The organism is Ruegeria sp. L11 (genome assembly GCF_056531755.1).
Map to the genome: position 1 here is coordinate 53,857 of NZ_JBQFMI010000001.1, position 21,655 is coordinate 75,511.

The 21,655-nt window shown below is 58.8% G+C and carries 19 protein-coding genes and 1 riboswitch; of the genes, 2 read left to right on the forward strand and 17 right to left on the reverse strand.

Features of this window, described 5'->3' with window-relative positions:
- Positions 1-44 precede the first annotated feature (44 nt).
- The 6 genes from cobF to cbiE are packed head-to-tail and all read right to left on the reverse strand — an operon-like array spanning position 45 to position 5,170.
- Complete coding sequence (gene cobF / locus ACR0CE_RS00260) at positions 45-788, reverse strand: precorrin-6A synthase (deacetylating) (protein ID WP_480830351.1); 744 nt, start codon at positions 786-788, stop codon at positions 45-47.
- Positions 781-1,509 (reverse strand): uroporphyrinogen-III C-methyltransferase, encoded by a 729-nt coding sequence (gene cobA / locus ACR0CE_RS00265; RefSeq protein ID WP_480830353.1) that lies wholly within the window; start codon positions 1,507-1,509, stop codon positions 781-783. Before cobA ends, cobF begins: the two co-directional genes overlap by 8 nt.
- A complete protein-coding gene (locus ACR0CE_RS00270) occupies positions 1,506-2,822 on the reverse strand; it encodes a cobyrinic acid a,c-diamide synthase CobB (RefSeq protein ID WP_480830355.1) in 1,317 nt (438 codons plus the stop codon). The genes cobA and ACR0CE_RS00270 overlap by 4 nt, the downstream gene beginning before the upstream one ends.
- Positions 2,815-3,609, reverse strand: coding sequence for a precorrin-4 C(11)-methyltransferase (gene cobM / locus ACR0CE_RS00275; RefSeq protein ID WP_480830357.1), 795 nt, complete (start codon positions 3,607-3,609; stop codon positions 2,815-2,817). The genes ACR0CE_RS00270 and cobM overlap by 8 nt, the downstream gene beginning before the upstream one ends.
- On the reverse strand, positions 3,606-3,974 hold the full coding sequence (locus ACR0CE_RS00280; protein ID WP_480538180.1) for a cobalamin biosynthesis protein: 369 nt from the start codon (positions 3,972-3,974) through the stop codon (positions 3,606-3,608). Before ACR0CE_RS00280 ends, cobM begins: the two co-directional genes overlap by 4 nt.
- The gene (gene cbiE / locus ACR0CE_RS00285; protein ID WP_480830359.1) at positions 3,971-5,170 is read right to left on the reverse strand and encodes a precorrin-6y C5,15-methyltransferase (decarboxylating) subunit CbiE; all 1,200 of its coding nucleotides are present in this window, start codon (positions 5,168-5,170) and stop codon (positions 3,971-3,973) included. Before cbiE ends, ACR0CE_RS00280 begins: the two co-directional genes overlap by 4 nt.
- On the opposite strand from cbiE, the gene ACR0CE_RS00290 reads away from it, so the two are divergent.
- Positions 5,169-5,900 (forward strand): cobalt-precorrin-6A reductase, encoded by a 732-nt coding sequence (locus ACR0CE_RS00290; protein ID WP_480830360.1) that lies wholly within the window; start codon positions 5,169-5,171, stop codon positions 5,898-5,900. The two genes, cbiE and ACR0CE_RS00290, sit on opposite strands and share 2 nt — an antisense overlap.
- Here the strand turns inward: ACR0CE_RS00290 and cobJ are convergent.
- The 7 genes from cobJ to ACR0CE_RS00325 are packed head-to-tail and all read right to left on the reverse strand — an operon-like array spanning position 5,891 to position 13,855.
- A complete protein-coding gene (cobJ, locus tag ACR0CE_RS00295; protein WP_480830362.1) occupies positions 5,891-6,655 on the reverse strand; it encodes a precorrin-3B C(17)-methyltransferase in 765 nt (254 codons plus the stop codon). The genes ACR0CE_RS00290 and cobJ overlap by 10 nt on opposite strands.
- A complete protein-coding gene (locus tag ACR0CE_RS00300) occupies positions 6,652-7,380 on the reverse strand; it encodes a precorrin-2 C(20)-methyltransferase (protein ID WP_480830364.1) in 729 nt (242 codons plus the stop codon). The genes cobJ and ACR0CE_RS00300 overlap by 4 nt, the downstream gene beginning before the upstream one ends.
- On the reverse strand, positions 7,377-8,006 hold the full coding sequence (locus ACR0CE_RS00305) for a precorrin-8X methylmutase (RefSeq protein ID WP_480473498.1): 630 nt from the start codon (positions 8,004-8,006) through the stop codon (positions 7,377-7,379). The genes ACR0CE_RS00300 and ACR0CE_RS00305 overlap by 4 nt, the downstream gene beginning before the upstream one ends.
- Positions 8,006-9,127: a cobalamin biosynthesis protein CobG gene (locus ACR0CE_RS00310; RefSeq protein WP_480830367.1), complete on the reverse strand. Its 1,122-nt coding sequence runs from the start codon at positions 9,125-9,127 to the stop codon at positions 8,006-8,008. Before ACR0CE_RS00310 ends, ACR0CE_RS00305 begins: the two co-directional genes overlap by 1 nt.
- Positions 9,124-12,417 carry a cobaltochelatase subunit CobN gene (gene cobN / locus ACR0CE_RS00315; protein ID WP_480830369.1) on the reverse strand — a complete coding sequence of 1,098 codons (3,294 nt, stop codon included), beginning with the start codon at positions 12,415-12,417 and terminating at the stop codon, positions 9,124-9,126. The genes ACR0CE_RS00310 and cobN overlap by 4 nt, the downstream gene beginning before the upstream one ends.
- Before the next feature lie 3 nt (positions 12,418-12,420).
- Entirely contained in the window at positions 12,421-13,476 is a 1,056-nt protein-coding gene (cobW, locus tag ACR0CE_RS00320; protein WP_480830371.1) for a cobalamin biosynthesis protein CobW, read from the reverse strand.
- Positions 13,477-13,480: 4 nt separating this feature from the next.
- Complete coding sequence (locus tag ACR0CE_RS00325; protein WP_480473491.1) at positions 13,481-13,855, reverse strand: DUF1636 family protein; 375 nt, start codon at positions 13,853-13,855, stop codon at positions 13,481-13,483.
- Between the two features lie 94 nt (positions 13,856-13,949).
- A riboswitch (cobalamin riboswitch) is annotated at positions 13,950-14,154 on the reverse strand.
- An 84-nt stretch (positions 14,155-14,238) separates the two neighbouring features.
- On the opposite strand from ACR0CE_RS00325, the gene ACR0CE_RS00330 reads away from it, so the two are divergent.
- Entirely contained in the window at positions 14,239-15,252 is a 1,014-nt protein-coding gene (locus ACR0CE_RS00330; RefSeq protein WP_480830374.1) for an NAD(P)-dependent oxidoreductase, read from the forward strand.
- Positions 15,253-15,592: 340 nt separating this feature from the next.
- Here ACR0CE_RS00330 and ACR0CE_RS00335 read toward each other — a convergent pair whose 3' ends face one another.
- From ACR0CE_RS00335 to ACR0CE_RS00350, 4 genes are all read right to left on the reverse strand, one after another.
- Positions 15,593-15,877, reverse strand: a complete 285-nt coding sequence (locus ACR0CE_RS00335) for a hypothetical protein (RefSeq protein WP_480830376.1) — start codon at positions 15,875-15,877, stop codon at positions 15,593-15,595.
- A 475-nt stretch (positions 15,878-16,352) separates the two neighbouring features.
- Positions 16,353-17,117, reverse strand: coding sequence for a DUF5677 domain-containing protein (locus ACR0CE_RS00340; RefSeq protein WP_480830378.1), 765 nt, complete (start codon positions 17,115-17,117; stop codon positions 16,353-16,355).
- 96 nt (positions 17,118-17,213) lie between these two features.
- Positions 17,214-19,742, reverse strand: a complete 2,529-nt coding sequence (locus tag ACR0CE_RS00345) for a DEAD/DEAH box helicase (protein ID WP_480830380.1) — start codon at positions 19,740-19,742, stop codon at positions 17,214-17,216.
- Positions 19,739-21,505: a site-specific DNA-methyltransferase gene (locus tag ACR0CE_RS00350; protein ID WP_480830381.1), complete on the reverse strand. Its 1,767-nt coding sequence runs from the start codon at positions 21,503-21,505 to the stop codon at positions 19,739-19,741. Before ACR0CE_RS00350 ends, ACR0CE_RS00345 begins: the two co-directional genes overlap by 4 nt.
- Between the last annotated feature and the right edge of the window lie 150 nt (positions 21,506-21,655).

Sequence of the window (21,655 nt, forward strand, 5' to 3'; positions counted from 1 at the left end):
GAGCGATCCGCGACATCACAAACCCGTGTTCATGTGCCCGTGCGTTATTTCCGTCGCGCCTTCAATAGGTAGATATCCATGATCCAGCCATGTTCGGCGCGGGCCCTCGCCCGGGTCTTAAGGATGTTCTGCGCAACCTCACCCAGCGGGCCACTGATCAGGACCTCTTCTTTCATACCCACATAGGCGCCCCACCAGATGTCATAACTTGCCAAATCAAGGGTTTGGAACGAGCATTCGCCGTCCAGCATCACAGCGACGTTCGAGGCCGCATCAGGCCAGCCTTCATCCCGGATACGACGACCGGTTGTGACAACGTAGGGCGCGCCCAGATCATTGATCGGGATCGCATGGGCGGCGGTCAGCGCCTGCAAGGCGGTGATGCCGGGGATAACCTTGGTATTGGGTTGCGGGTTCAACCGGGCAGCGATGCGCAGTGAGCTGTCATAGAGGGACGGATCCCCCCAAATCAGCAGCGCGACATGCTGCGCCTCTGGATGCGCGGCAATGGCCGCTTGCCAGCGCAGGGCGATGGTGTCGTGCCATTCATCGACACCGCGCAGGTAGCCATCGTCGGCCCGGCGCTGGGGAATATCGAAATAGGCAATCTGCGGCGGCGTTTCGGCGACACGCTCGATGATCGCTTCACGCAGCCCGGCCAGATCAGCCTTGTTTTCCCCCTTGCGTGGAATCAGGATCAAATCCGCCGCCCGGATCGCCTGCGCGCCCTGAAACGTTACATGATCCGGATTGCCGGTACCGATACCGATCAAGCTCAGATCAATCATCGTCGAACTCCGCCAGCGGACCATAAAGGATCAGCGCCGGTGCTTTGCCAATCTCGGTTCTCAGCTGCTCTGCCAGCGCGCCAATCGTGGCGCGTTGCAGCTTTTGCTCGGGGGTCGAGACGGATTCGGCCATAAGCGCCGGAGTATCCAACGGCAATCCTTGCGTGTGCAGGGCTTCGACCAGCAGGGGAAAGGTGCGCTTGCCCATGAAAACGACGGTCGTGGCCTGCGGATCAGCCAGCGCTTTCAGGTTCAGGTCGTCGGGCAACTCACCACTGACGTCATGGCCGGTCACGAACTGGACCCGCCGGGCCGTGAGCCTGCGCGTCAACGGAATGCCTGCGGCCGCTGCCGCTGCCACTGCTGAGGGGACGCCGGGAATGATCTCGTAGGCGATACCAGCTGCGCGCAGGGCGACAAGCTCTTCCTCTAGCCGTCCGAACATACCGCCGTCGCCGGATTTCAGGCGCACCACATGCTGACCGGACTGCGCGTAATCCACCAACAACCGGCTGACATGGTCCTGCTTGGGGGACGGACGACCGGCCCGCTTTCCGACGCCAACCAGATCCGCATCGTCGCGCGCATGGCTCAGGATCGGGCCGCTGCTGAGATCGTCGAACAGGATCGCATCGGCCTTTTGCATCCGGTCCACCGCCTTGAGTGTCAGCAGTTCCGGATCACCGGGGCCAGAGCCGATGAAAGAAACAAAGCCGCTCATGCCGACGCCTCCGCAATCAGGTGAAAGAACGTGCCAGTGACATTGCCACGCAGTGATCCGGTTTGCGGACCTTCTTCCCCTTCGGCGTCAAACACGCGTGCCAATGGGGCGTCCGGTTGATCCACGATCGAGGAATAGTGGAACTCGTGCCCGCGCAAGGCTGCGCCTTTGGCAAAGCCGGGCATGGGGGCCAACAACTCGGCTTTTCTGTAGCCAAGATTGAACTTGCGCTTCTGGTAGGATGTGACGAGCCCCAGCAAGCCGGCCATTTCATGTTGCACGCCGTCCTTGTCGATCAGCGCCTGACCAAGTGCCATGTAGCCGCCGCATTCTCCGTGCACCGGCTTTGTTTCCGCATGTTTTCGCAAACCACTCAGGAAGGTGGTGGCCGCTGCCAATGTTCCGGCGTGCAATTCGGGGTACCCGCCGGGCAGCCAGACCAGATCGGCATCCGCCGCCGGAGGTTCGTTCGCCAAGGGGGAAAAAGGCAAGATCTCGGCACCCGCATCGTGCCACCCCTGCAAAAGGTGGGGGTAGGTAAAGGAAAAGGCGGCATCGCGGGCCAGCGCGATCCGCTGGGCGGGGGGGCGCGGCAGCGCGGCTGACGATGGCCCGCCGGGGCCTGAGGAAGCCGCCCGCTTGATTGCGTCAAGGTCCACATGTTCTCGCAAGAACGCGGCATAACCTACAATGGCGCTTTCCAGATCGGGATGTTCGACCGCCTGAATAAGTCCCAGATGCCGCTCGGGCAGGGTCAAATCACCACGCCGGGGCAGGACGCCCAGAACAGGCAGGCCCGCGCGCTCCATCCCCAGACGGGTCAGGCGTTCATGGCGGGGGCTGGCGCATCGGTTCAGGATCACTCCGGCAAAGGGCAGGTCAGGATTGTACATCCTGAACCCCAGCGCCGTTGCCGCCGCTGATTGTGCCTGCCCGCCCACATCCAACACAAGTACAACGGGCCAGCCCATGCGCAGGGCGGTCTCGGCGCTCGATCCTTGCCCGACTTCGCCGGGCTTTGCGACACCATCGAACAAACCCATCGAGCCCTCGGCCACCACAATGTCAGCGCCTTCAGCCTGAGCGGAAATAGCGCTGAACAGGGGATCCGTCATTGCCCAGCTGTCCAGATTGAACGAAGCCCGCCCGGCCGCCGCCCGGTGAAAGGCGGGGTCGATATAGTCCGGTCCGCTCTTGAACGGTTGAACGATCAGGCCATCCTCGGCCAACGCGCGCAAGAGGCCCAGCATGACCGTCGTCTTGCCAGTACCCGAAGAGGGAGCTGAAATCAAAATACCCGGAGGGTTAGTCATCACCATGGCTCCAGCTTGACCAAGGGCTATCTGCACTTTGCGGGCGATAGCGGCGGTCGTAATCTCTGGAATAAAGACAGCTTTCGTCAAAACCCTCACCGGCCAGCGCGGGGCCTACCATGATCAAAGCGGTGCGCGAGATGCTTTCGTCCAGCGACCCTTTCAGGGTTTCCAGCGTTGCGCGGATGATCTTTTCATCCGGCCAGCTTGCGCGATACACAACGGCCACCGGGCAATCGGCGCCATAAGCCGGGGTCAGGTCTGCGATAACCTTGTCCAGATTGCCGATTGACAGATGAATAGCCAAAGTCGCGCCGGTACGGGCAAAATTCACCAGCGTTTCACCTTCGGGCATGGATGACGCGCGCCCCGGCGTCCGGGTCAGAACCACCGATTGCGCCAGTCCCGGCAGGGTCAGTTCGGTGCCCAGGGCCGCTGCGGCGGCGGCAAAGGATGGTACGCCAGGGGTCACACTGACCGGAATGCCCATTTCTTTCAGGCGGCGGATCTGTTCGCCCATCGCCGACCAGACTGACAAATCGCCCGAATGCAGCCGCGCCACATCCTGACCCGCTTTATGTGCGACTTCGATCTCGGCCATGATCTGGTCCAGATCCATGGGCGCAGTGTTGACGATTTTTGCGTCTTTGGGGCAATGGCTCAAAATTTCCTCGGGTACCAGCGATCCGGCATAAAGGCACACGGGGCACGAGGCGATGATGTCGCGCCCACGCAATGTCAACAGGTCTGCAGCGCCCGGTCCGGCGCCTATGAAATGAACGGTCATGTTTGTCCTCCGATGGCGATGGCGCAGGTGGCCAGCCGGTCGTCCGAAATATGTCTGGGTGAAAGCAGCCGCGCGCCGGACCCGGCGGCGGCAAGGGCCGATGCTTCGGCTACGCTGCCGGTGCCATAAGCGGCACGGCTGCGGTTTGAGCATGTCAGGGTGCGTTGTCCGGCCAAATCGGCAGCCGCCACGAAATGCAGCGGAAGAGCAAGGCTTTCCGCAAAGGCCACCAGCGCAGAGTGGCCGCTTTTGTCGGCAACCGTCGCCAGAGCTTGGACATCATGGCTGGCCGCTGCCGCGTCATAGGCGGCGCGCAAACTGTCTGTCGTCGCGTCTGATGAAAAGCCCAAACCTGCCACGATCATAGCGTCACGCTCCACTGTACGACTGGATAGGCAGCCTTCCAGCCGCGCCGCGGTCCGAGCGGTGCAGAATGTGCCAGTTCGATCCGCAAAAGGTCTCCGCCTAGGTCTTCGTGCCATCGCGCCAACAGGGCTTCGCTTTCCAGCGTTACCGCATTGGCGACCAACCGGGTGCCAGCGGGCAAGGCATCGCGAAGCCACGCCAGCAGGCTAGTGCTGAGCCCACCGCCGATGAAAACCACGTCCGGCAGGGGCAATCCGGCCAGCGCTTCGGGTGCGGTACCGTGGACAACTTGTAATCGATCCTGCCCCAGCGCGTCGGCATTGCGACGAATGCGTTCGGCCCTGTCGGCACGGGGTTCGATACTGGTGGCGGTCATGGTCGGGTCGCACATCAGCCATTCGATGCTGATCGAGCCGGTGCCACCGCCAATGTCCCACAGATGCTCACCTCTCTGTGGCGCCAATGCGGACAGGGTCAGCGCCCGGATCGGGCGTTTGGTGATCTGGCCGTCGGTTTCAAAAAGATCATCCGGCTTGCCCGAGGCCTTGGACACTCCCCGCCCAGTGCCGGTCACTTCCAACCCGACGCAGACAGGATGATCGAAGGTTCCCAGCAGAGCTTCGGTCAGGCTCACTGTCTGGACGTTTTCACGCGGGCCGCCGAGGGCCTGCATCACATGCAACGCGCTGTCGGCAAATCCGGTTTCGCTTAGAAATGTCGCCAGTTCAGCAACCGCCTTGCCGTCACGCAAAAGTACAATGGCGTGCAGGCCCGCGGCCAGATGCGGCCGCAACCGGGTCAAAGGTGCGGCGTGCAGGCCAAAGGTCAGCGTGCTTTCCAAAGGCCAGCCCAGCCGCGCAGCCGCCAGCGAAAACGTGGACTGGCCGGGCAGGGCGGTCCACTCGTTGGCATCGAAGTTACGCGCGATGACGGACCCCGCGCCAAACCAGAACGGATCACCTGACGCCAGAACCACCGTCTGCCGTCCGCGCAGGCCTTTCAGGGTCGGCAATCCCTCCGAGAACGGCACCGGCCATTCGAACCGCTCAGCCTCGTTTTCCGGCAGCAGCGACAGGTGGCGCGGCGGCCCCATGATCACTTCGGCCCGGTCCAGCACTTGACGGCTTGCAGGCGACAGGCCATCAAACCCATCTTCGCCCAATCCCAGAACGGTCAGCCACGGAGATTCAGACATGCCCAAACTCCTGATTCTTGGCGGCACGACCGAGGCCAACGCTTTGGCCAAAGCTGTTGCGGAACAAGGGATTGCGGCTGTGTATTCTTATGCGGGACGGGTGGAAACCCCGCGCTCGCAGCCGTTGCCGGTGCGAGTTGGCGGGTTTGGCGGCCCGGAAGGGCTGGCCGCCTATATCCATGAGAACGCCATCACCCATGTCGTGGACGCGACCCATCCATTTGCGGCTCGGATGAGCCGGAACGCGGTCGAGGCATGCACCGCGACGCGGACGCCATTGGCCGCGTTGACCCGCGCGGCCTGGGTGTCGCAGCCCGGCGATATCTGGCATCACGTGCCCGACATCGCTGCCGCCGTCGACGCATTGTCCGGCGATGCTCAGCGTATCTTCCTTGCTGTTGGCCGCATGCACCTTGAGGACTTCTCGGCCCAGCCCCAGCATCGCTATTTGCTGCGTCTGGTGGATGCGCCCAATGAGCTGCCCTTGCCGAACGCAGAGATAGTCGTCGCGCGAGGGCCGTTTGCCGAAGCTGACGACCGGGCGCTGATGCAACGCCATGGGACGCAGCTGGTCGTGTCCAAGAACGCAGGCGGCACGGGAGCGCGCGCCAAGCTGGACGCGGCGCGGGCGCTGGGCCTTCCCGTGCTGATGATCGACCGCCCGGTTCTGCCGAAGCGGACCGAGTTTTCGCAGGTCGCACAGGTTCTGGACTGGCTGGTTCATCCCTGATCCTCACCGGGGGTGAAGCGTGGCGTATAGACGATCGGCGTGCCTTTGCGTTCGATGACTCGGGTGCGCGACGAACCGACAATAACCACGGTCTGCATATCCGCCATCTCGGGCGTGGCCTCGGCCAGAGTAGAAACCCGGATCACCTCATCCGCTCGTGACACGGCGCGCGCAAACAGGATCACCCGCTCGGGCTCGCATTCTTCGCGTAGGATTTCCAGTGTCTTTACAAAGCCTTCCGGGCGAGACTTCGAGCGGGGGTTGTAGAATGCCATCGAAAAATCGGCCTGCGCAGCCAAGCGCAGGCGTTTTTCGATCAATGACCATGGTTTGAGGTTGTCGCTGAGATTGATGGCGCAGAAATCATGCCCCATTGGGGCGCCCGCGCGCGCGGATGCAGCCAACATCGCGGTGATCCCCGGCAGCACATCGATCTGAAGGTCACGCCATGCTGTTGGGCCATTCTCCAACGCTTCGAACACGGCTGCCGCCATAGCAAACACACCGGGATCGCCCGAGGACACAACAACCACCCGCCTGCCTTCGGAGGCCATTTGCAGCGCGTGTTGCGAGCGGTCGATTTCAACCCGGTTGTCACTGGCATGCAGGGTCAGGCCGGGGCGGTCGGCCACGCGGGCCACATAAGGGATATAGCCCACCACATCGGTGGCGTCGGCCAAAGCCGCTGTAACTTCAGGGGTGACCAGAGCCTCGTCCCCCGGACCAAGGCCTGCGATCTTGACCCAGCCGCTCATGGTCGCCGCCCCTGACCGTGCACAACGATGATCGAGAAATACGGGGTGATCTTCTCGCAGGCTTCGGACAGCTTTGTCACCGTCTGGTTCGGCATTTGCGCATATTCGACAATCCAAGCGCGGTCGTACAACCCCGAGGTTTTCAGTGCGCGTTTTACCTTGTCGATGTTCCGCCCGATTTTCATCACGACCAAAGCATCTGTCAGCGCCATACGTTCAGCCAAAACCTCCTCGGGCAGAGTGCCAACCAACACGGTCAGCACATCATCGCCCCATGTGATCGGATCGCCCGTTGCCGTCCACGCACCGGACATGCCGGTGATGGCTGGCACAACCTCGACTGGAGCTTCGTCACGCAACCGATTGTAAAGATGCATGAACGAGCCGTAGAAAAACGGATCACCCTCGCACAGGACCACCACATCCTCGCCCTGTTCCGACAGCGTCTTCAGGTGTGCTGTGCACTCTTCATAGAACGCGGCCAGCAATTCATTATAACGCGGATCGGTGACCGGAATCTCGGTGGTCACAGGGTATTCCATCGGGAATTCAACCGCGCCTTCGGGGATCATCCCGTTGACGATTTTGCGGGCCTGACCGCTTCGACCTGGTTTGCGAAAGAATGCCACGTGCTTGGCGTTGCGAAGAAGGCGATCGGCCCGGACACTCATCAGATCCGGGTCACCGGGGCCAAGGCCCACGCCGTATATGGTACCCATTTTCATTCCGCCCGGCTTGCGATGGCGTTGATGGCTGCAACGGTGATGGCGCTGCCACCCAGACGGCCTTTGACAATGCAGGACGGAACGGGTTGCGCCTGCCACAACGCGTCTTTGGATTCCACCGCTCCGACAAATCCGACGGGGCAGCCGATGATCGCAGCAGGGCGCGGGCAATCCGGGTCTTCCAGCATGTTCAGCAAGTGAAACAGCGCGGTGGGCGCGTTTCCAATGGCGACCAGAGCACCTTCCAGATGCGGACGCCAGAATTCCAGCGCAGCGGCAGAACGGGTGTTGCTCATCTTGGTGGCCAGAGGGCGCACGCGTTCGTCATGGAGGGTGCAGATCACCTGGTTGTCGGCAGGCAGACGGAAGCGGGTCACACCTTCGCTGACCATGCGCGCGTCACACAGGATCGCCGCGCCGTTTTCCAGCGCCGTGCGTGCGGCCTGCACAAATCCGGGTGAGAAATGTACAAACTCCTCCAGCCCGACCATGCCGGCGGCGTGGATCATCCGAACGGCGACCTGCTCTTCATCGGTATCAAAGCGGGCCAGATCAGCCTCGGACCGGATGGTGGCAAAGCTTTCCTTGTAGATCGCCGCGCCATCGGTTTCGTATGTATAGGGCATCAGGTGAAGTCCATGGTCATGAGTGTTTCGGGGGCGAGCCCGCGTTGGCAGGGCTCATCCCCTGCGCGGCCCTGTTTGACAAGATCAAATCGCCCGTTGTTGCCGACCACTGTGATCTCGGCCGGGCCCATATGGGCGCACCCCTTGGCGCAGCCCGAGACATGCAGACGACCGGGGATGCGCCGGGCCAATGCACGGGCGATGTCGCGGGTTTCCACCTGCGCTTGCGGGCAGAACGGCGCGCCGGGGCAGGCGTCGGTTGTCATCATCGGATCGGCTCCGTCCATGACGAAATCCGGGGAGGGTATCGCCGCCCCGCCTTCCAGCAGGATCAGCCGCCACGGGGTGACACGCAGGGCAGAAGCGCCGCTGGCTTCAACCAGTTCACAAAGCTTGCGCGCAGGCAGCGAGCCGAATGCCGCGCCGTAGAGAGCGCCCAGTTCATAGGGGCCGGGTTGCAGTTTTTCACCGATAGGACCGGGGGCAAGTCCCAGCCAATCCTGTGGCAGCGCGTGGGCGACCCGCGCCATGCGGCGTGTCTCGGGCGTATAGGTCTGGGCAAACCAACGGGCCAGCGCGATCACGTGGTCGATGGCGTCGCCTTCGGCCACACACCGCCCGGTTTTGCAGCCGTCGGCGCGCAGGATCAGACCGTCGGCACACAGTTCCAGACGAATATCTGCGGAATCCGAGGCCAACAGGCGCGTCGGGCCTGTATCTATGGCAAAACCGAACTTAGCGGGCAGAGCAGGCAGTTCCGCCAGTCGATCGATCAATTCCTGCGTCAGCCGCGCGGTCAAATCGCCCGCCTGATAGAGCGGAGTGACCAGAATATTGCGGCGTACTTCGATGCCGGGTTCCGCATCAAGCAAGTCCAGCGCCGCAAGCTCCACAAGCAACGGCTGGTGGTCGCGCTCATCCACGCCGCGCAGTTGCAGGTTGGCACGATTGGTCAGGTCAATGGTGCCGTTGCCGAACCGTTCAGCCAGTTCGCACAAGCCAATAGCCTGCCTGGCATTCAGTCGCGCCAGACGCGGACGGACCCGCACGACCAGCCCGTCGCCTGACATCATCGGACGATGCGCGCCGGGACACCAGCCTTGAACGATAGGTGCACTCATCTCAAACCCTCCAAATCGGCCCGGATCGAATTCCGGCGCGTGTTCCAAAGCCCCGCTTCCAGCAATGCACGGAACCTGTCTTGCATGGCCTGATGGGCCTTCGGGTTGGTCTCTTGCAGAAAGGTATCAACGGCCTCATTACCCAATGTGGCTTCGTGATAGAGATCAAACAGATGCGGAGCGACAGTGCCGGACAGATGCGCGAAAGAGGCCATGTGATCCAGCGTCGCAGCAATCTCGGCGGCGCCGCGAAAACCATGGCGCTGCATCCCCGCAATCCAGCCGGGGTTGGCTGCGCGGGCATGAACGACGCGGCTGATTTCTTCCGGCAGAGTCCGGGCGCGCGGATTATCTGGGTTGGTGTTGTCCAAATGGTAAAGCTGAGCGGTGCCCCCAGCGACCTTTTTGGCGGCGGCAAAACCGGCTTCATGCGTGGCATAGTCGTTGGCCAGCAGCAGGTCAGTTTCCGTCAGATCCTGGAGGTGAACAAAACTGTCGGCCTTGGCGACACGATCCGTGATCCCCGCTTTGTCCTGCGCGATGTGTTCACCTTCCAACGCGTACGAACTGGCCTCAAGCCATGCCTCCCCGGCTTGGGCGCGCGCCTCGTCCGTATAGGTCTCGGACAGATGGGTCATGTTCAGGCCGTAACTGCCGGGTGCCGGGCCAAACACCCGCGCAGCCGGGGCGTGACCGGCATAGGGGTTCCAGTCGGTCGCTTCGTCACGCTCTGACAATGCCCGAACCGCCTGACCATAGAGGGCTGACAACGTGGGGAACACATCGCGAAACAAGCCCGAAACCCGCAAGGTGACGTCCAGGCGCGGGCGGCTCAGGTCGGTGATGGGCAGCACTTCAATACCCGAAACCCGCTCGGATCCCTTATCCCAAACCGGCTTTACACCCAGCAGGTGCAGGGCCATGGCGAATTCTTCGCCCGCAGTGCGCATGGTGGCCGATCCCCACAGATCGACAATCAGCCCTTTCGGGTAATCGCCTTCCTCCTGCAAGTGTCGCCGTACCAGTTCCTCGGCCAGTTTCACACCTTGCGCGTAGGCTGCGCGGGTGGGCACAGACCGAGGATCGGTGGTAAACAGGTTTCGCCCGGTCGGCAGCACGTCAGAGCGGCCCCGATAGGGCGAGCCGGACGGGCCAGCCTCGATCCGCTTGCCGGCCAGCGCATTGATCAGGGCCTTGCGTTCGGCATGGGCGGATGGGGCTGGGTCGAAACTGCCGGTCACATCCGGAACACGCCCATAGACGTGCAGCCCGTCGCCAAACTGGCTTTCTTTGATATCGCAGACAAAGCGGTCGATTCGCGTGATTGCTTCGGCGGTGCTGGTGGCCTGGTTCAGGCCCAGATCGTGCTCCAGCCCAATGGCTTGCGCCTCATCCCGGATATCTTCCTGCAACCGGTCACGGCGTCTGGGGTCAAGGCCGTCCGCGTTTGAGAACTCGTCCAGCAGGGCTTCCAGTCGCACCATCCGGTCAGGCGTTCCGCTTTCTTTCATGGGGGGCGGGATGTGGCCCAGGGTCACGGCGCCGATCCGGCGCTTGGCCTGCGCGGCCTCACCTGGGTCGTTGACGATGAACGGGTAGATCACCGGCAGGTCACGGATCAGCGCCTCGGGCCAGCAGTCTGCTGATAGGGCGACCGATTTGCCGGGCAGCCATTCCAGTGTGCCATGCGCACCGATATGGATCAGCGCGTCCGCGCCAAGACCTTTGCGCAGCCACAAATAGAAGGCGACATAGCTATGGCGCGGGGTACGCGAAAGGTCGTGATAGTCGTCATCACGCAGTTCGGGTGTTCCGCGCTCTGGTTGCAGTGCGACCAGCGCCTTGCCGCGTCGCAAAGCCGTGAAGTGAAACGCACCCTGAGTGAAAGTTGGGTCTTGCTCAGGATTGCCCCATACGGTGTGCAGATCGGTGCGCAGGGTTTGGGGCAATTCAGCGAGTGCGCTCAGATAATCCTCAAGCGGCCACGATATCCGGGCGTCCAAGAGTGCGTCGGCAACCGGATCGCCAGCCGCGATGTCGTAGCCTTCACCGCAAAGATCAGACAGCATCGCCTCAGCCGAGGCCAGCGCGTCGAGACCAACCGCATGGGCCATTTGCCAGTCTTTGCCGGGATATGTGGACAGTACCAACGCGGGGATCTGGTCTGCCTTGGGTTTGTCATTCAGGGCAAGCCAGCCCGATACCCGATCGATGATCGCCTCGATCCGGTCCGGCTCGGCCCGATGCGCAAAACGCGAGTATTCCAAATGCGGATCGCGCTTGCCCGGTTCTTTGAAAGAGACAACGCCTGCCGATATTCGCCCGTCCACTTCGGGCAATACCACATGCATGGCGAGGTCGGCGGGTGACAGGCCGCGTTCGGCCTCCGCCCAGGCCTTGCGTCGCGAGGTGGCGAGAGCGACCTGAAACACCGGCACATCCGCTGCGTCCAGAGGCGACGTGCCGGACGCGCCCTTGCCCGAGAATGAAGTGGCGTTGATGATCGCCGACGGTCGCAAGGCAACGACCTGTTCCCTGAGCCAGTCGGCAGCGGCTGGGGTCTTGAGCGACGGGGCAAACAGACCCACCGCCTGAAGCCCGCGGGCGCGCAGGCTGCGGATCAGGGCCGCGACCGGGGCGGTGTCTGCGGATGTCAGATACGCGCGATAAAAGGTGACAAGGATGCGTTTCGTATCGTTCTGGAATGCGGAACCCACCGGGACGACACCCTGATCTGGACACCACGCACCGCATTCGGGCAGGGTTTTCGCGCCCATCACTGGCCCGGCATAAAGCCCTGCTGCCAAGGCCATCTGGGCCAATGCGGCCTGCGCGGCGACTTCGCCGCCGGTGTCACACAGATGTGCCAGCCGCCTCAGGGTCGAGAGGGGCAGGGTCGAATACTCATCCAACCGAGTGTCTTCACGCCCATCCGCCGGTAAAACGGCTAACGCGATGCCTTTGGCTTGCGCCAGTGCCAGAACCTGTTGCAGCCCGTAAGACCAATAGGGCACGCCACCTATCAGACGGATCAGGATGCCCTTTGCGCCCTCAAGTGTCTGTTCGACATAGGTATCGACGGACAGAGGGTGCTTCAGCGCCGCAAGATTGGCCAGCCGCATCGTGGGCATCCGCCCCTCAGGCCCGCCGCCGCGATGCCAGCCCGCCGCGAAAGCGCCCAGGTCACTGTCGGAAAAGGACAGCACAACCAGATCACCCGGGCTTTGGCCCAGATCGGTTGGGGTCTCGGTTTCCTCGAGCCCGTGGCTTTCGCGAAAGACGACGTGCATGACTTACTCGGCAACCTCGGTCACACCCACGAGGATATCACGGATTTCGGCTTCTTTGATGTCGTCATGCTCGGCAATCACGACCAGGCGCGAGCGGCGCTCTTCACCGGGCTCCCACGGGCGGTCGTATTGGTGACGAACCCGCGCGCCGACAGCCTGAACCAGCAGGCGCATCGGTTTGCCAGCGACGGCGGCATAGCCTTTGACGCGCAGGATATTCAGCTCAGTCGCAAGACGTTCGATCCTGGCTACCAGTTCCGCCGGGTCGGTCTGTTCCGGAAACTCGACGATGATGCTTTCGAAATCGTCATGCTCATGATCGTGATGGCCATCGTGATGTGACGGGCGGGCGTCCATGTCATCTTCGGCGGCAGCCTCAAGGCCAAGCACGACACGTACGTCGACGACACCCTCTGCAACCTCGACGACGGGAAGCGGGCGCGGCGCCTCGGCGGCGATAATCTGTTTAGCTTTCGCGACACCTTCGGGACCTGCCAGATCGGGCTTGGTCAGCAGGATGATATCCGCGCACGAGATTTGATCTTCGAACACCTCGGACAAGGGTGTTTCGTGATCAATCGAGTCATCAGCCAGCCGTTGGGCATCCACCGCTTCAACGTTCGGAGCAAAGCGACCGGCGGCCACGGCCTCGGCATCGGCCAGCGCGATCACGCCATCAACAGTGATTTTCGAACGGATATCAGGCCAATCAAATGCTTTCAGCAGCGGTTTGGGCAGTGCAAGGCCGGATGTTTCGATCAGGATGTGATCCGGGCGCGGTTCCAGCGCCATCAGCGCCTCGATGGTCGGGATGAAATCATCAGCCACGGTGCAGCAAATGCAGCCGTTTGCCAGTTCCATGATGTTTTCCGCAGGGCAATCCGGTATCGCGCAGGATTTCAGAATGTCGCCATCAACACCCACATCGCCAAACTCGTTAACAACAATCGCAAGGCGCTTGCCCTGCGGGTTCTGCATCAGATGGCGCACCAGCGTGGTTTTGCCCGAGCCCAGAAAGCCGGTGATCACGGTGACGGGAAGTTTTTCAAGGTTCGACATGATCTCAGGCTCCAATCGGGGGAATGCGCGAGGCGCAGTTTTTGCGGAAGTGTTCAGGACGGTCGCGCCATTTCACCAGACCATCGCCTGTGGCCAGATACTTAGTCGCGCCATCGATGATGACATCGACGTGATCGATTTCGTTCAGATTCTCGTAAACAAAGGTCCAGCGATCCGGCCCGCCCCGAAGAACGATGGAACAGCCCTGATCGCAGTTCGAAAGGCATTCGACCGGTTTCAGAGTGATACCATCCGGCAGGACAGCCTGTTCCAGGGCCTTGTGCAACAATGTGCCGGGTCGCTCAGCGTCATCCTCGACGGGCAGACCCCGGCGGCAAGTCGTGCAGACCAGTAGCTCTACCGGTGCGTTCTCGGTCATGTCTCTCATCCCCCCAAATCCTCTTCGCGGGGGACGGGGTTTCATGCGGGCACCACGTCTGCACATGGACCCGACACCGGAACACCCCGCCCGGTTTCAACTTCGGGTGTTGGCAGGTCTCCCGGCTTGCGGATGCCAGAGCGGTCGCTCTGTCGGATGTCCCGCCTTCCCGGCACAGGCCAGTGGCATTGGGCATCCTCTCCGGTCACGGTCGCGGGGGCGGCTGCGCTTGGCGGATGAACCGTTGACGCATTCCCTTTTCATCGGCTGTCGCCGACACCAACGAAAGGGACATGCGGCACCGCTGACCCGCTTGTCAAGCGGTTCGCGCGCAACAAATAAGCCAAGGAGAAAAAAGCGACCTGTAGGCGTCGTTCGGCGGCATGAAGAACGTGTTCGGTATATGGTCGCATGACGGGAAAACGACGAACTTGGAGATGCGTCATATGAAAGTGGGATTTATCGGTCTGGGTAACGTAGGCGGCAAGCTTTCGGGATCCCTTTTGCGCAACGGCATTGATCTGACTGTGCATGACCTGAACGCGGATCTGGTGGCCGAGTTTGTCGCCAAAGGCGCAAAGGCGGCAGAAGGGCCCGCCCAGCTGATGCGCGATTGCGATGCGGTGATCACCTGTCTGCCGTCTCCGGCAGCATCGGACGCAGTCATGCAGGAGATGTTGCCCGAAGTGGGCCCCGGCAAGATCTGGATGGAGATGTCGACCACTGACGAGGCCGAAGTCAAACGCTTGGGTGCCGAAGTCATATCGCGCGGCGGTGCGGCCGTCGATTGCCCGGTTTCTGGCGGGTGCCACCGTGCCGCGACAGGCAACATTTCGATCTTTGCGGGCTGTGACCGGGAAACGTTTGAACGAATTCTGCCTTTCCTGACGACAATGGGCCGCCGGGTTTTGCACACCGGTGAACTGGGCTCGGCGTCGGTGCTGAAAGTGATGACCAACTATCTTGCCACCGCCAACCTGATCACCTGCGCCGAAGCACTGGTTACGGCAAAGGCTGCGGGGATGGATCTGAACACGACCTATGAGGCGATCAAAATCTCGTCCGGCACGTCCTTCGTGCACGAAACCGAAAGTCAGGTCATCCTGAACGGGTCGCGCGATATTTCCTTCACCATGGATCTGGTGAAGAAGGATATCGGTCTGTTTCAGGAGGTCGCCGACCGCGCCGGGGTGCCGCTGGAAATAAATCCGGTGATGATCAACATCTTTAACGATGGTATCGCACGCTATGGCGAACGCGAGCTTTCACCAAATATTATCAAGCGGCTGGAAGAGGCAACCGGCCTGGATATCACTGCCCCGGGCTTCCCAGCCGAAATGACAGATGATGAGCCGGAAGAGCCGGGATACGAGGTTGTGCCACAAGGGCGCGCCTGAGGGTAAGGCAAACACCAGACTACATCGCGCCCCGTGAACGAGCAGGGGTAGGCAGGTGTTCGGAAAAAACACGCCATATCTGGCCCGCAGTTCGACAGAATCGCGGGCCATGAACGTCTGAAAACACCAAGCGTCGCATGCGTGTACTGTGGGGCCAGGTCAGCGATTTGGATGTAGTTGGAGGCGAGTACCGGACCCGCTACCATTTTTCTAAGCCATTGAATAACCCGGATTATCGGGGATGAGGTTGGCTTGTGTGTCTCACTTTGTGTCGCACAACGTGCAAATCGTTGTGACTAATGTCAATAGCCAACCCTTGTTCCCGGCATTCTGGTAAACCTCACCACATAACGTCAATCACGCGGCCATCGCTATGTTGGCATACCCCCACACCGCCCATAGGCGTAAAGCCAGAACTGTCTGCATAGTTCATATCGCACCGCATAGTTGAGCCTTTGTCGCCAAACATCACAGCGACGAGGTTACCGGTGGTTGTAGAGGTGAAAACGGGGACTGTTGTCCCATTGGCAAAGCCAACCCCAGAACCGCTGCTTGCATTGGCGTACACGGCTTGCCCTTTAAAGTGTTCACCATCAATGCTTGTCTCATAGTAGTCGCGATCCATGCCTTGCTCATATTGGAATTGAACGCGGGTACCCTCGCCACGCACAACTCCTTGCATCGTTCCCCCACACGCTGCGAGCGTAGTCAGTGAGCATATTGCTGCGATCCTAGGTAAGTACTTCATAGTGCTGCCTGTTTTAATGGTTAGTATGTGTATTCTTATACTTTGGGTGCAAAGTATCAAAGTTGTACTTTGGATGCTGCATCAATGTGCGCAAAGCGGGGCTGTTACTTATAAGGGGTAGGTCTAAGTAGGCACGGAATACCTGCGATAAGTGCGAAGGGGTACGGGGGAAGTGCTACTCAATACGAGAATAGATAGGCGCACGCAAAAATTTGTCGAAATTTTCTGATTAACTAAGACCAATAGTTTTTGAGGCACATTAATAAGGTCATCGAGGAAGCTAGGCGCGTGCGAGAGAAACCACCAATCTCGTTTGTGTGAGGTGGCTTTCGCTGCCTTAAAGCAGTGCTGTCTACGTTGAAGAATACACGTTCTTCGGAACCGAATACTCGTCAATAATTCTGGTTTGAGTGTCTATTGCATATAGTTGCGCGTGCATCTGCAGAATGCCGATTGTTTCAATCGAGCTTGATGTTTGATGGTCATTCACCAAAAGAGATGTTGGGTGAACTAATTTCGAGAATACCTTGAACAGAGCGTCGTATTCGTGCTCAAGACCAACCTCGACCGCTAAGTTTTTCGTGGGTGGTGCCTTCTTGTTGGGTAGATTGTACTTTTTTTGCAGGTTGTTCAGTCTATCAACTTCTGTTTGGATCACCGCCCTTTCGGCTTCGTTGTCTCCGGCTGTTTCTAATTTAAGAATGCTTTCCCAGTAGTCTACCTTGTCACGTATGGCCTCACCGTGCCATCTCTTCATCTGTTCTCTAGACTTTAGAATGTGCCTTACCCGAATGTTGAGTTCGAACAAGTTTCTGGTGGCTAACGCTAGAACTGAAATGTGCGAGGTAGTTCCCTGTGCGGCAACTTTTAGGAAGTCGGCAACGCAAGATAGTATGTTTAAGACGGTAACGCTTTTTTCATCGCGGGGCACATTCTTTTGTATCCACGCAGCAATTGCACGGACAGTTGTGGCGTCCGAATTAAGTTTTTCTACCGATTTTTGAACAGATGAAATTTCCAAGTGTTCTTTGAATGATTTGTTTTTATTCATCGCTCTTCCAATAAAATCGTTTTCTGCTGTAGCGAGCAAGTATGCAAAGGGTTCTAGGGAGCTCACATAGTCCGAACTGCTCAATTGCATGGGGCAGTTGGCGGCGTAGTCGATATGGGTACTTTCTTACAAAACTTGCAATATTTTAGGCGCTGCGCACGGTTAACCCAGGTAGACAAGCTCGTTGACATCGAAGCGGTCGTTGGGGACGATTTTGTGTAGACCTTCGGCGTAGCGTGCTCGTATCCAAGTCCCGTCTGAACGGTAAGTCCAAAAGACATTGCGATACTCTCGGTGCTGGACACGGATTTTCTCCACGTTTCGATCTGACTGCAGTCGTCCTGTGTCGCCGTCATCTTTGATCTCAACAAGCGCAATGGCATCAGGTGTTGTGCGCCCGCTTACGCCGACGACAAAGTCAGGGAAAAACCGATGTCCAGACGGCAAGATCAATCGGGTTGCCCATCGTTCGTTCTCCGGATTGCGCATCCACCATTTGACTGTCCCGGTTTGGTCAGCGTCGAGAAATGCCGCGAAGTCTCGCTCCTCTTTGTTGAGGCGATGCGGGAATACCCCGTATGCCGACTTCGCGGCCTCACTTAGCCCATCCGGTCCAAAGTATTGATCCGGCACGGGTTCGCTATTATCGATCCGCACGTTGCGCGCTTGAGCTGTTTTTATTGCCTCTTTCAGCTTCTCTGGTTCCATCATTCCTGCGAGATCAATAGCGCGCCTCAGATCGCGATCCTCTGCTTCAAATCCTTTGTCGTCGACTATCGTGCGGAGTTCCTGAACTAGTGCTCGCTTCAATTGACGGGGGTCGATTGCGTCGTTGAAGTTGAACGCCAATTGCGCCTTCTCAGCCACTCTTGCATTGGAAAGCCGTAAACGAAGGTCGACCGTCTCTTGTTGCTCGGCGGCGAACAAATCACGAAGATCAAGATGAGCTTTCGTCAGCTTGCGTTGCAGCAGCCCCGTTACATCAGCCGAACGACAAAACTCACGTGCGATGTCTTGCACAAGATCGCTTAACTTTAATGGGTCTGGGGGCAGTTCTCTGACCAACGATTTTGGTAGGTCCAAGTCGGTGCGAAGGGGATAAGGCCGCAGGTTTGGCTTCGCAGATATTGAAGTTGTCTCGGGCCTCATACTTTCTGGGAGGTCGCCAAAAAGTGGCGTGGTGCTCATTTGTCGCCACGTCTCGCCAGCTATAATAGCGCGGTCCTGATCTACCGATGGCATGTCCAACACATCAGAACGAACGACGCCCTGTTCGATAAGGCCAGTAAGGCGCTGTTGTCTCTCCAATTCATCCTGTGGTGGTTTCGGAGTGAATTTGGGCCTCGGTGTATTCGACACGCCGATTGGTTTGTCTGCATTGCCGAACTCGTAGATGTCGAGATCGTCGGTAATGAGTTCGATGCTCTCCCGGACTGCTTTCAACTCGTCTACCGCAGCTTGCAACCCTGACTGCATCTCTGGGTCTGCAAGAAGGACATAGCCACTGTCTAAAAGCGTATCTTGTCCATGGATAGGCCGCACAGATGAGTGCACCCGCATAATGCGACCTACGATCTGCAAGCCGAAGTCACGGCCTCTATTCGGACGCACTGAGACCAGTGTCCACGCGCGCGGCGCGTCAAAGCCAGTGGCCACCGCCACCTTGAATATCAACACGTGGATGTCGGGGTCGTACGCTAGTGAATGAAAGTCAGGGTCAGGCTTGCCAGAGGTATGTATGGCGATTGCCGCATCGTCTACGCCAATTTCCAGCAGTTTGTCGCGCACACGTGCCACCGGGTCTTCCGCACCTTTGGCTTGGTCCTCTACTTGGACCAGCATCAGCGGCGTCACCGCTATTCCACGTTCTTTCAATCGGTCGCGCACACGACAATGCTGCGTCCATCCAGCCTGCAAAGTAGCTTGCTCATGGTCGATGAGGTCGCGGTCGCCTTCCCGAAAGCGGATCACGCCTAATTTCAGACCTAACTTATTGAGACCTGCTTCGACGACCTCTGAACGAGGTACAAGAACGCGGCTCGCAACTTCGATCCCAGCTACGCGTTCGAAGGCCTCCAGCTTCTCATCGTTCGGTGTGGCCGTGGCTAGGATAGTAAAGTCGGGTTGAATATGATCGAGGTAAAACCCTGCGGCCGCCGATGCTGACGCGCCGAAGTTTAGGTGTGCCTCGTCAATCACGACCCCGACGAAGAACCCAGCATCTCGCCAACTTGCAATTAGATCATCGAAGGAAAGCGCAGTCTCGGTTGTTCTTCGAACTTTTCGGGCGTCTTTGTTGTTGGCCGCAACTGTCGCCCAAGTTTGGATGAATACATCACCATCCCGAGTTCCACTAGGCTCCCGGTCTCTTGACACATCACGGATGCGTAAGCCTCCGCATTGCGTCACCAAAGCGTCGCGCGTTTGGGTCACCAACCCGGTGTAAGGCGCGAACCAGAGCCACACCACTGGACGGCTCAGCGCACCACGTAACCCTTCTAAAACCCGACCGAGCACCAGTGTCTTGCCCGAACCAGTAGGGCTTTGCAGGAGTGTCACACCGCTCTTTAACGCGATAGCTTTCCGGTGTTCCGGATCGCGGTCGTGAAACTCCGCCACTTTACGAACTACATCCGACAAGGCTTCAACGGCGCGTGTTTGGTAGGCGGCGAGGGAAAGGCGCTCGGTCATTGTTGGAACCGCTTCACGAGCGTTTCGCGAACGGGGTGAATGTCCAAATGGGTGCCGTCAAGATGCTGCGCGATCTGGCCGGGGGCCCAAGCATAGACGAACAAGTTTTGCCGTTCACGACCTTGAAGCCATTTTAGTAAGGCAGGGTCGAAGCGGTCCACCAAAACCAACGCGGTTTTCTCGCCTTCGTGCAAGTTCCATGGGAGGTTTGGGTCATATCGGGTCAACGGCAAGCCGTGCATCGCCTCCAACGCTGTCCAAGCATCATTTGGAGAAAGGTCATAGTCGAGGTCTTCAAAGGCGATCTCGTGAGCACGCAAGTAAGCAAATCCAGCAGTAATGCCTTCGTGCTTTTTGTCGTCGCTTGCGTTCAGCAATCGGATACGCTCTGCTGTTACGTCACGGCAGAGGTTGTTGTCCGGGTGGTCAGAAGTCGCTTCGGTAGAGGACACCATAATGAACTGACGGTCTCCCCCGTCCTCAAGGTTAAGCTCCATAACCGCCTGCGCGGTGGTGGCTGAGCCTGCGAAGAAGTCCAGTACAAGGTCGCTGGAGCTAGTGGATTGTCGGACAAGCTCGCGAATTAGGGAAACGGGCTTGGGGTAGTCGAAGGTGCTCTCACCAAACAGTCCTCTTACCTCACGCGTTCCTTCAGTGGTTTTCCCTACCTCGACAGACATGCTTTCATCTGTGGTGATACCATCAAGCATGCTGGAAATAGGATTGACCTCGTCATCGCGACGGTCTTTCAAGAACTTCTTTACGCGGACACTTCCAAGCCCGATTTTTCTACCTACCCAATCCTCGATGTTTGGGAGGTCTGCCCGAGCAAACTTGTGCGCAGATTTTTTCTGGATCGCTTCCATCAGGTCATCCAGAGTATCGTATTGGACATACTGTCCGCGCTTCTTGAATACGAGCAGATTTTCTTCCGCAAGGTCTTGCCAAGGGCTTTCAGTGAGGCCGCTATCACCACGTTGGCCTACTGACCAAACGCGATTTGGGTTGGGTGGATAATCAATACCTGTCTCTGGGTCGGTAATGAAATAGACCGCGTTCTTTCTTTGCTTAAAGGTTTTGGGTTGTTGGAGTGGATCGTCTGTCCAAGGACCTCTTGGGTCGTTGTCTGGGTTGCTATAGTCGCTGCGGTTTTTTTCAGTACCATGAAACTCAAAGCTGGGTTTGCCGTATACTAATACGAAGTCGTGATCTTTGCTGAAATTTCCGCTGTCGTAACCGCCTTTCCGAGTGCGCCAAACGAAGGTCCCCAATCGCATTCCCGGAAGAACTTCACTAAGCATTGTTTCAAGAAATGCACGTTGTTCATCGTTAATCGATATAAGAAACACACCGTTCTCGGCGAGCAAGTCGCGCGCCAATGTCATACGACGATACAGGAACTCGAGCCATGTGGATTGGCGGAAACGGTCTTCGGAGCTCATGTAGCGGTCGTTGTAGACCCAGTCTTTGTTGCCGGTGTTGTAGGGAGGATCAATGTAAATGCACTTAACGCGGCCCGCATAGGTCATCCGTAACCAGCGTAACGCATCAAAATTGTCACCTTCGATGACGAGGTTTTCCCACGGTGCTGGACCATCTGACAGTTCAGGATCGATCCTACATGCAATAAAGTTCGCATCCACCGCTGCATCGGCTTCGATCTCGTCACGTTCCCACACAAGACCCAGCTTCTTAGTCCGGTCGCGCTTCTCCAAAAGCTCGACTAGTTGCGCGTGTGTGAGATCGTTGTATTTACCGGCCATGATCGTGGCTCTGCCCCTGTTCTTAGTTAATTGCACCTTAGGCGCATGATCGAATACACGTAACCCGCAACCGTTGTGAAGCTCAAATCAAAGAAGACAGATACAGAGCCGTGAATGCCCGCCCTTATGACCCGCAATGGACTACAGACA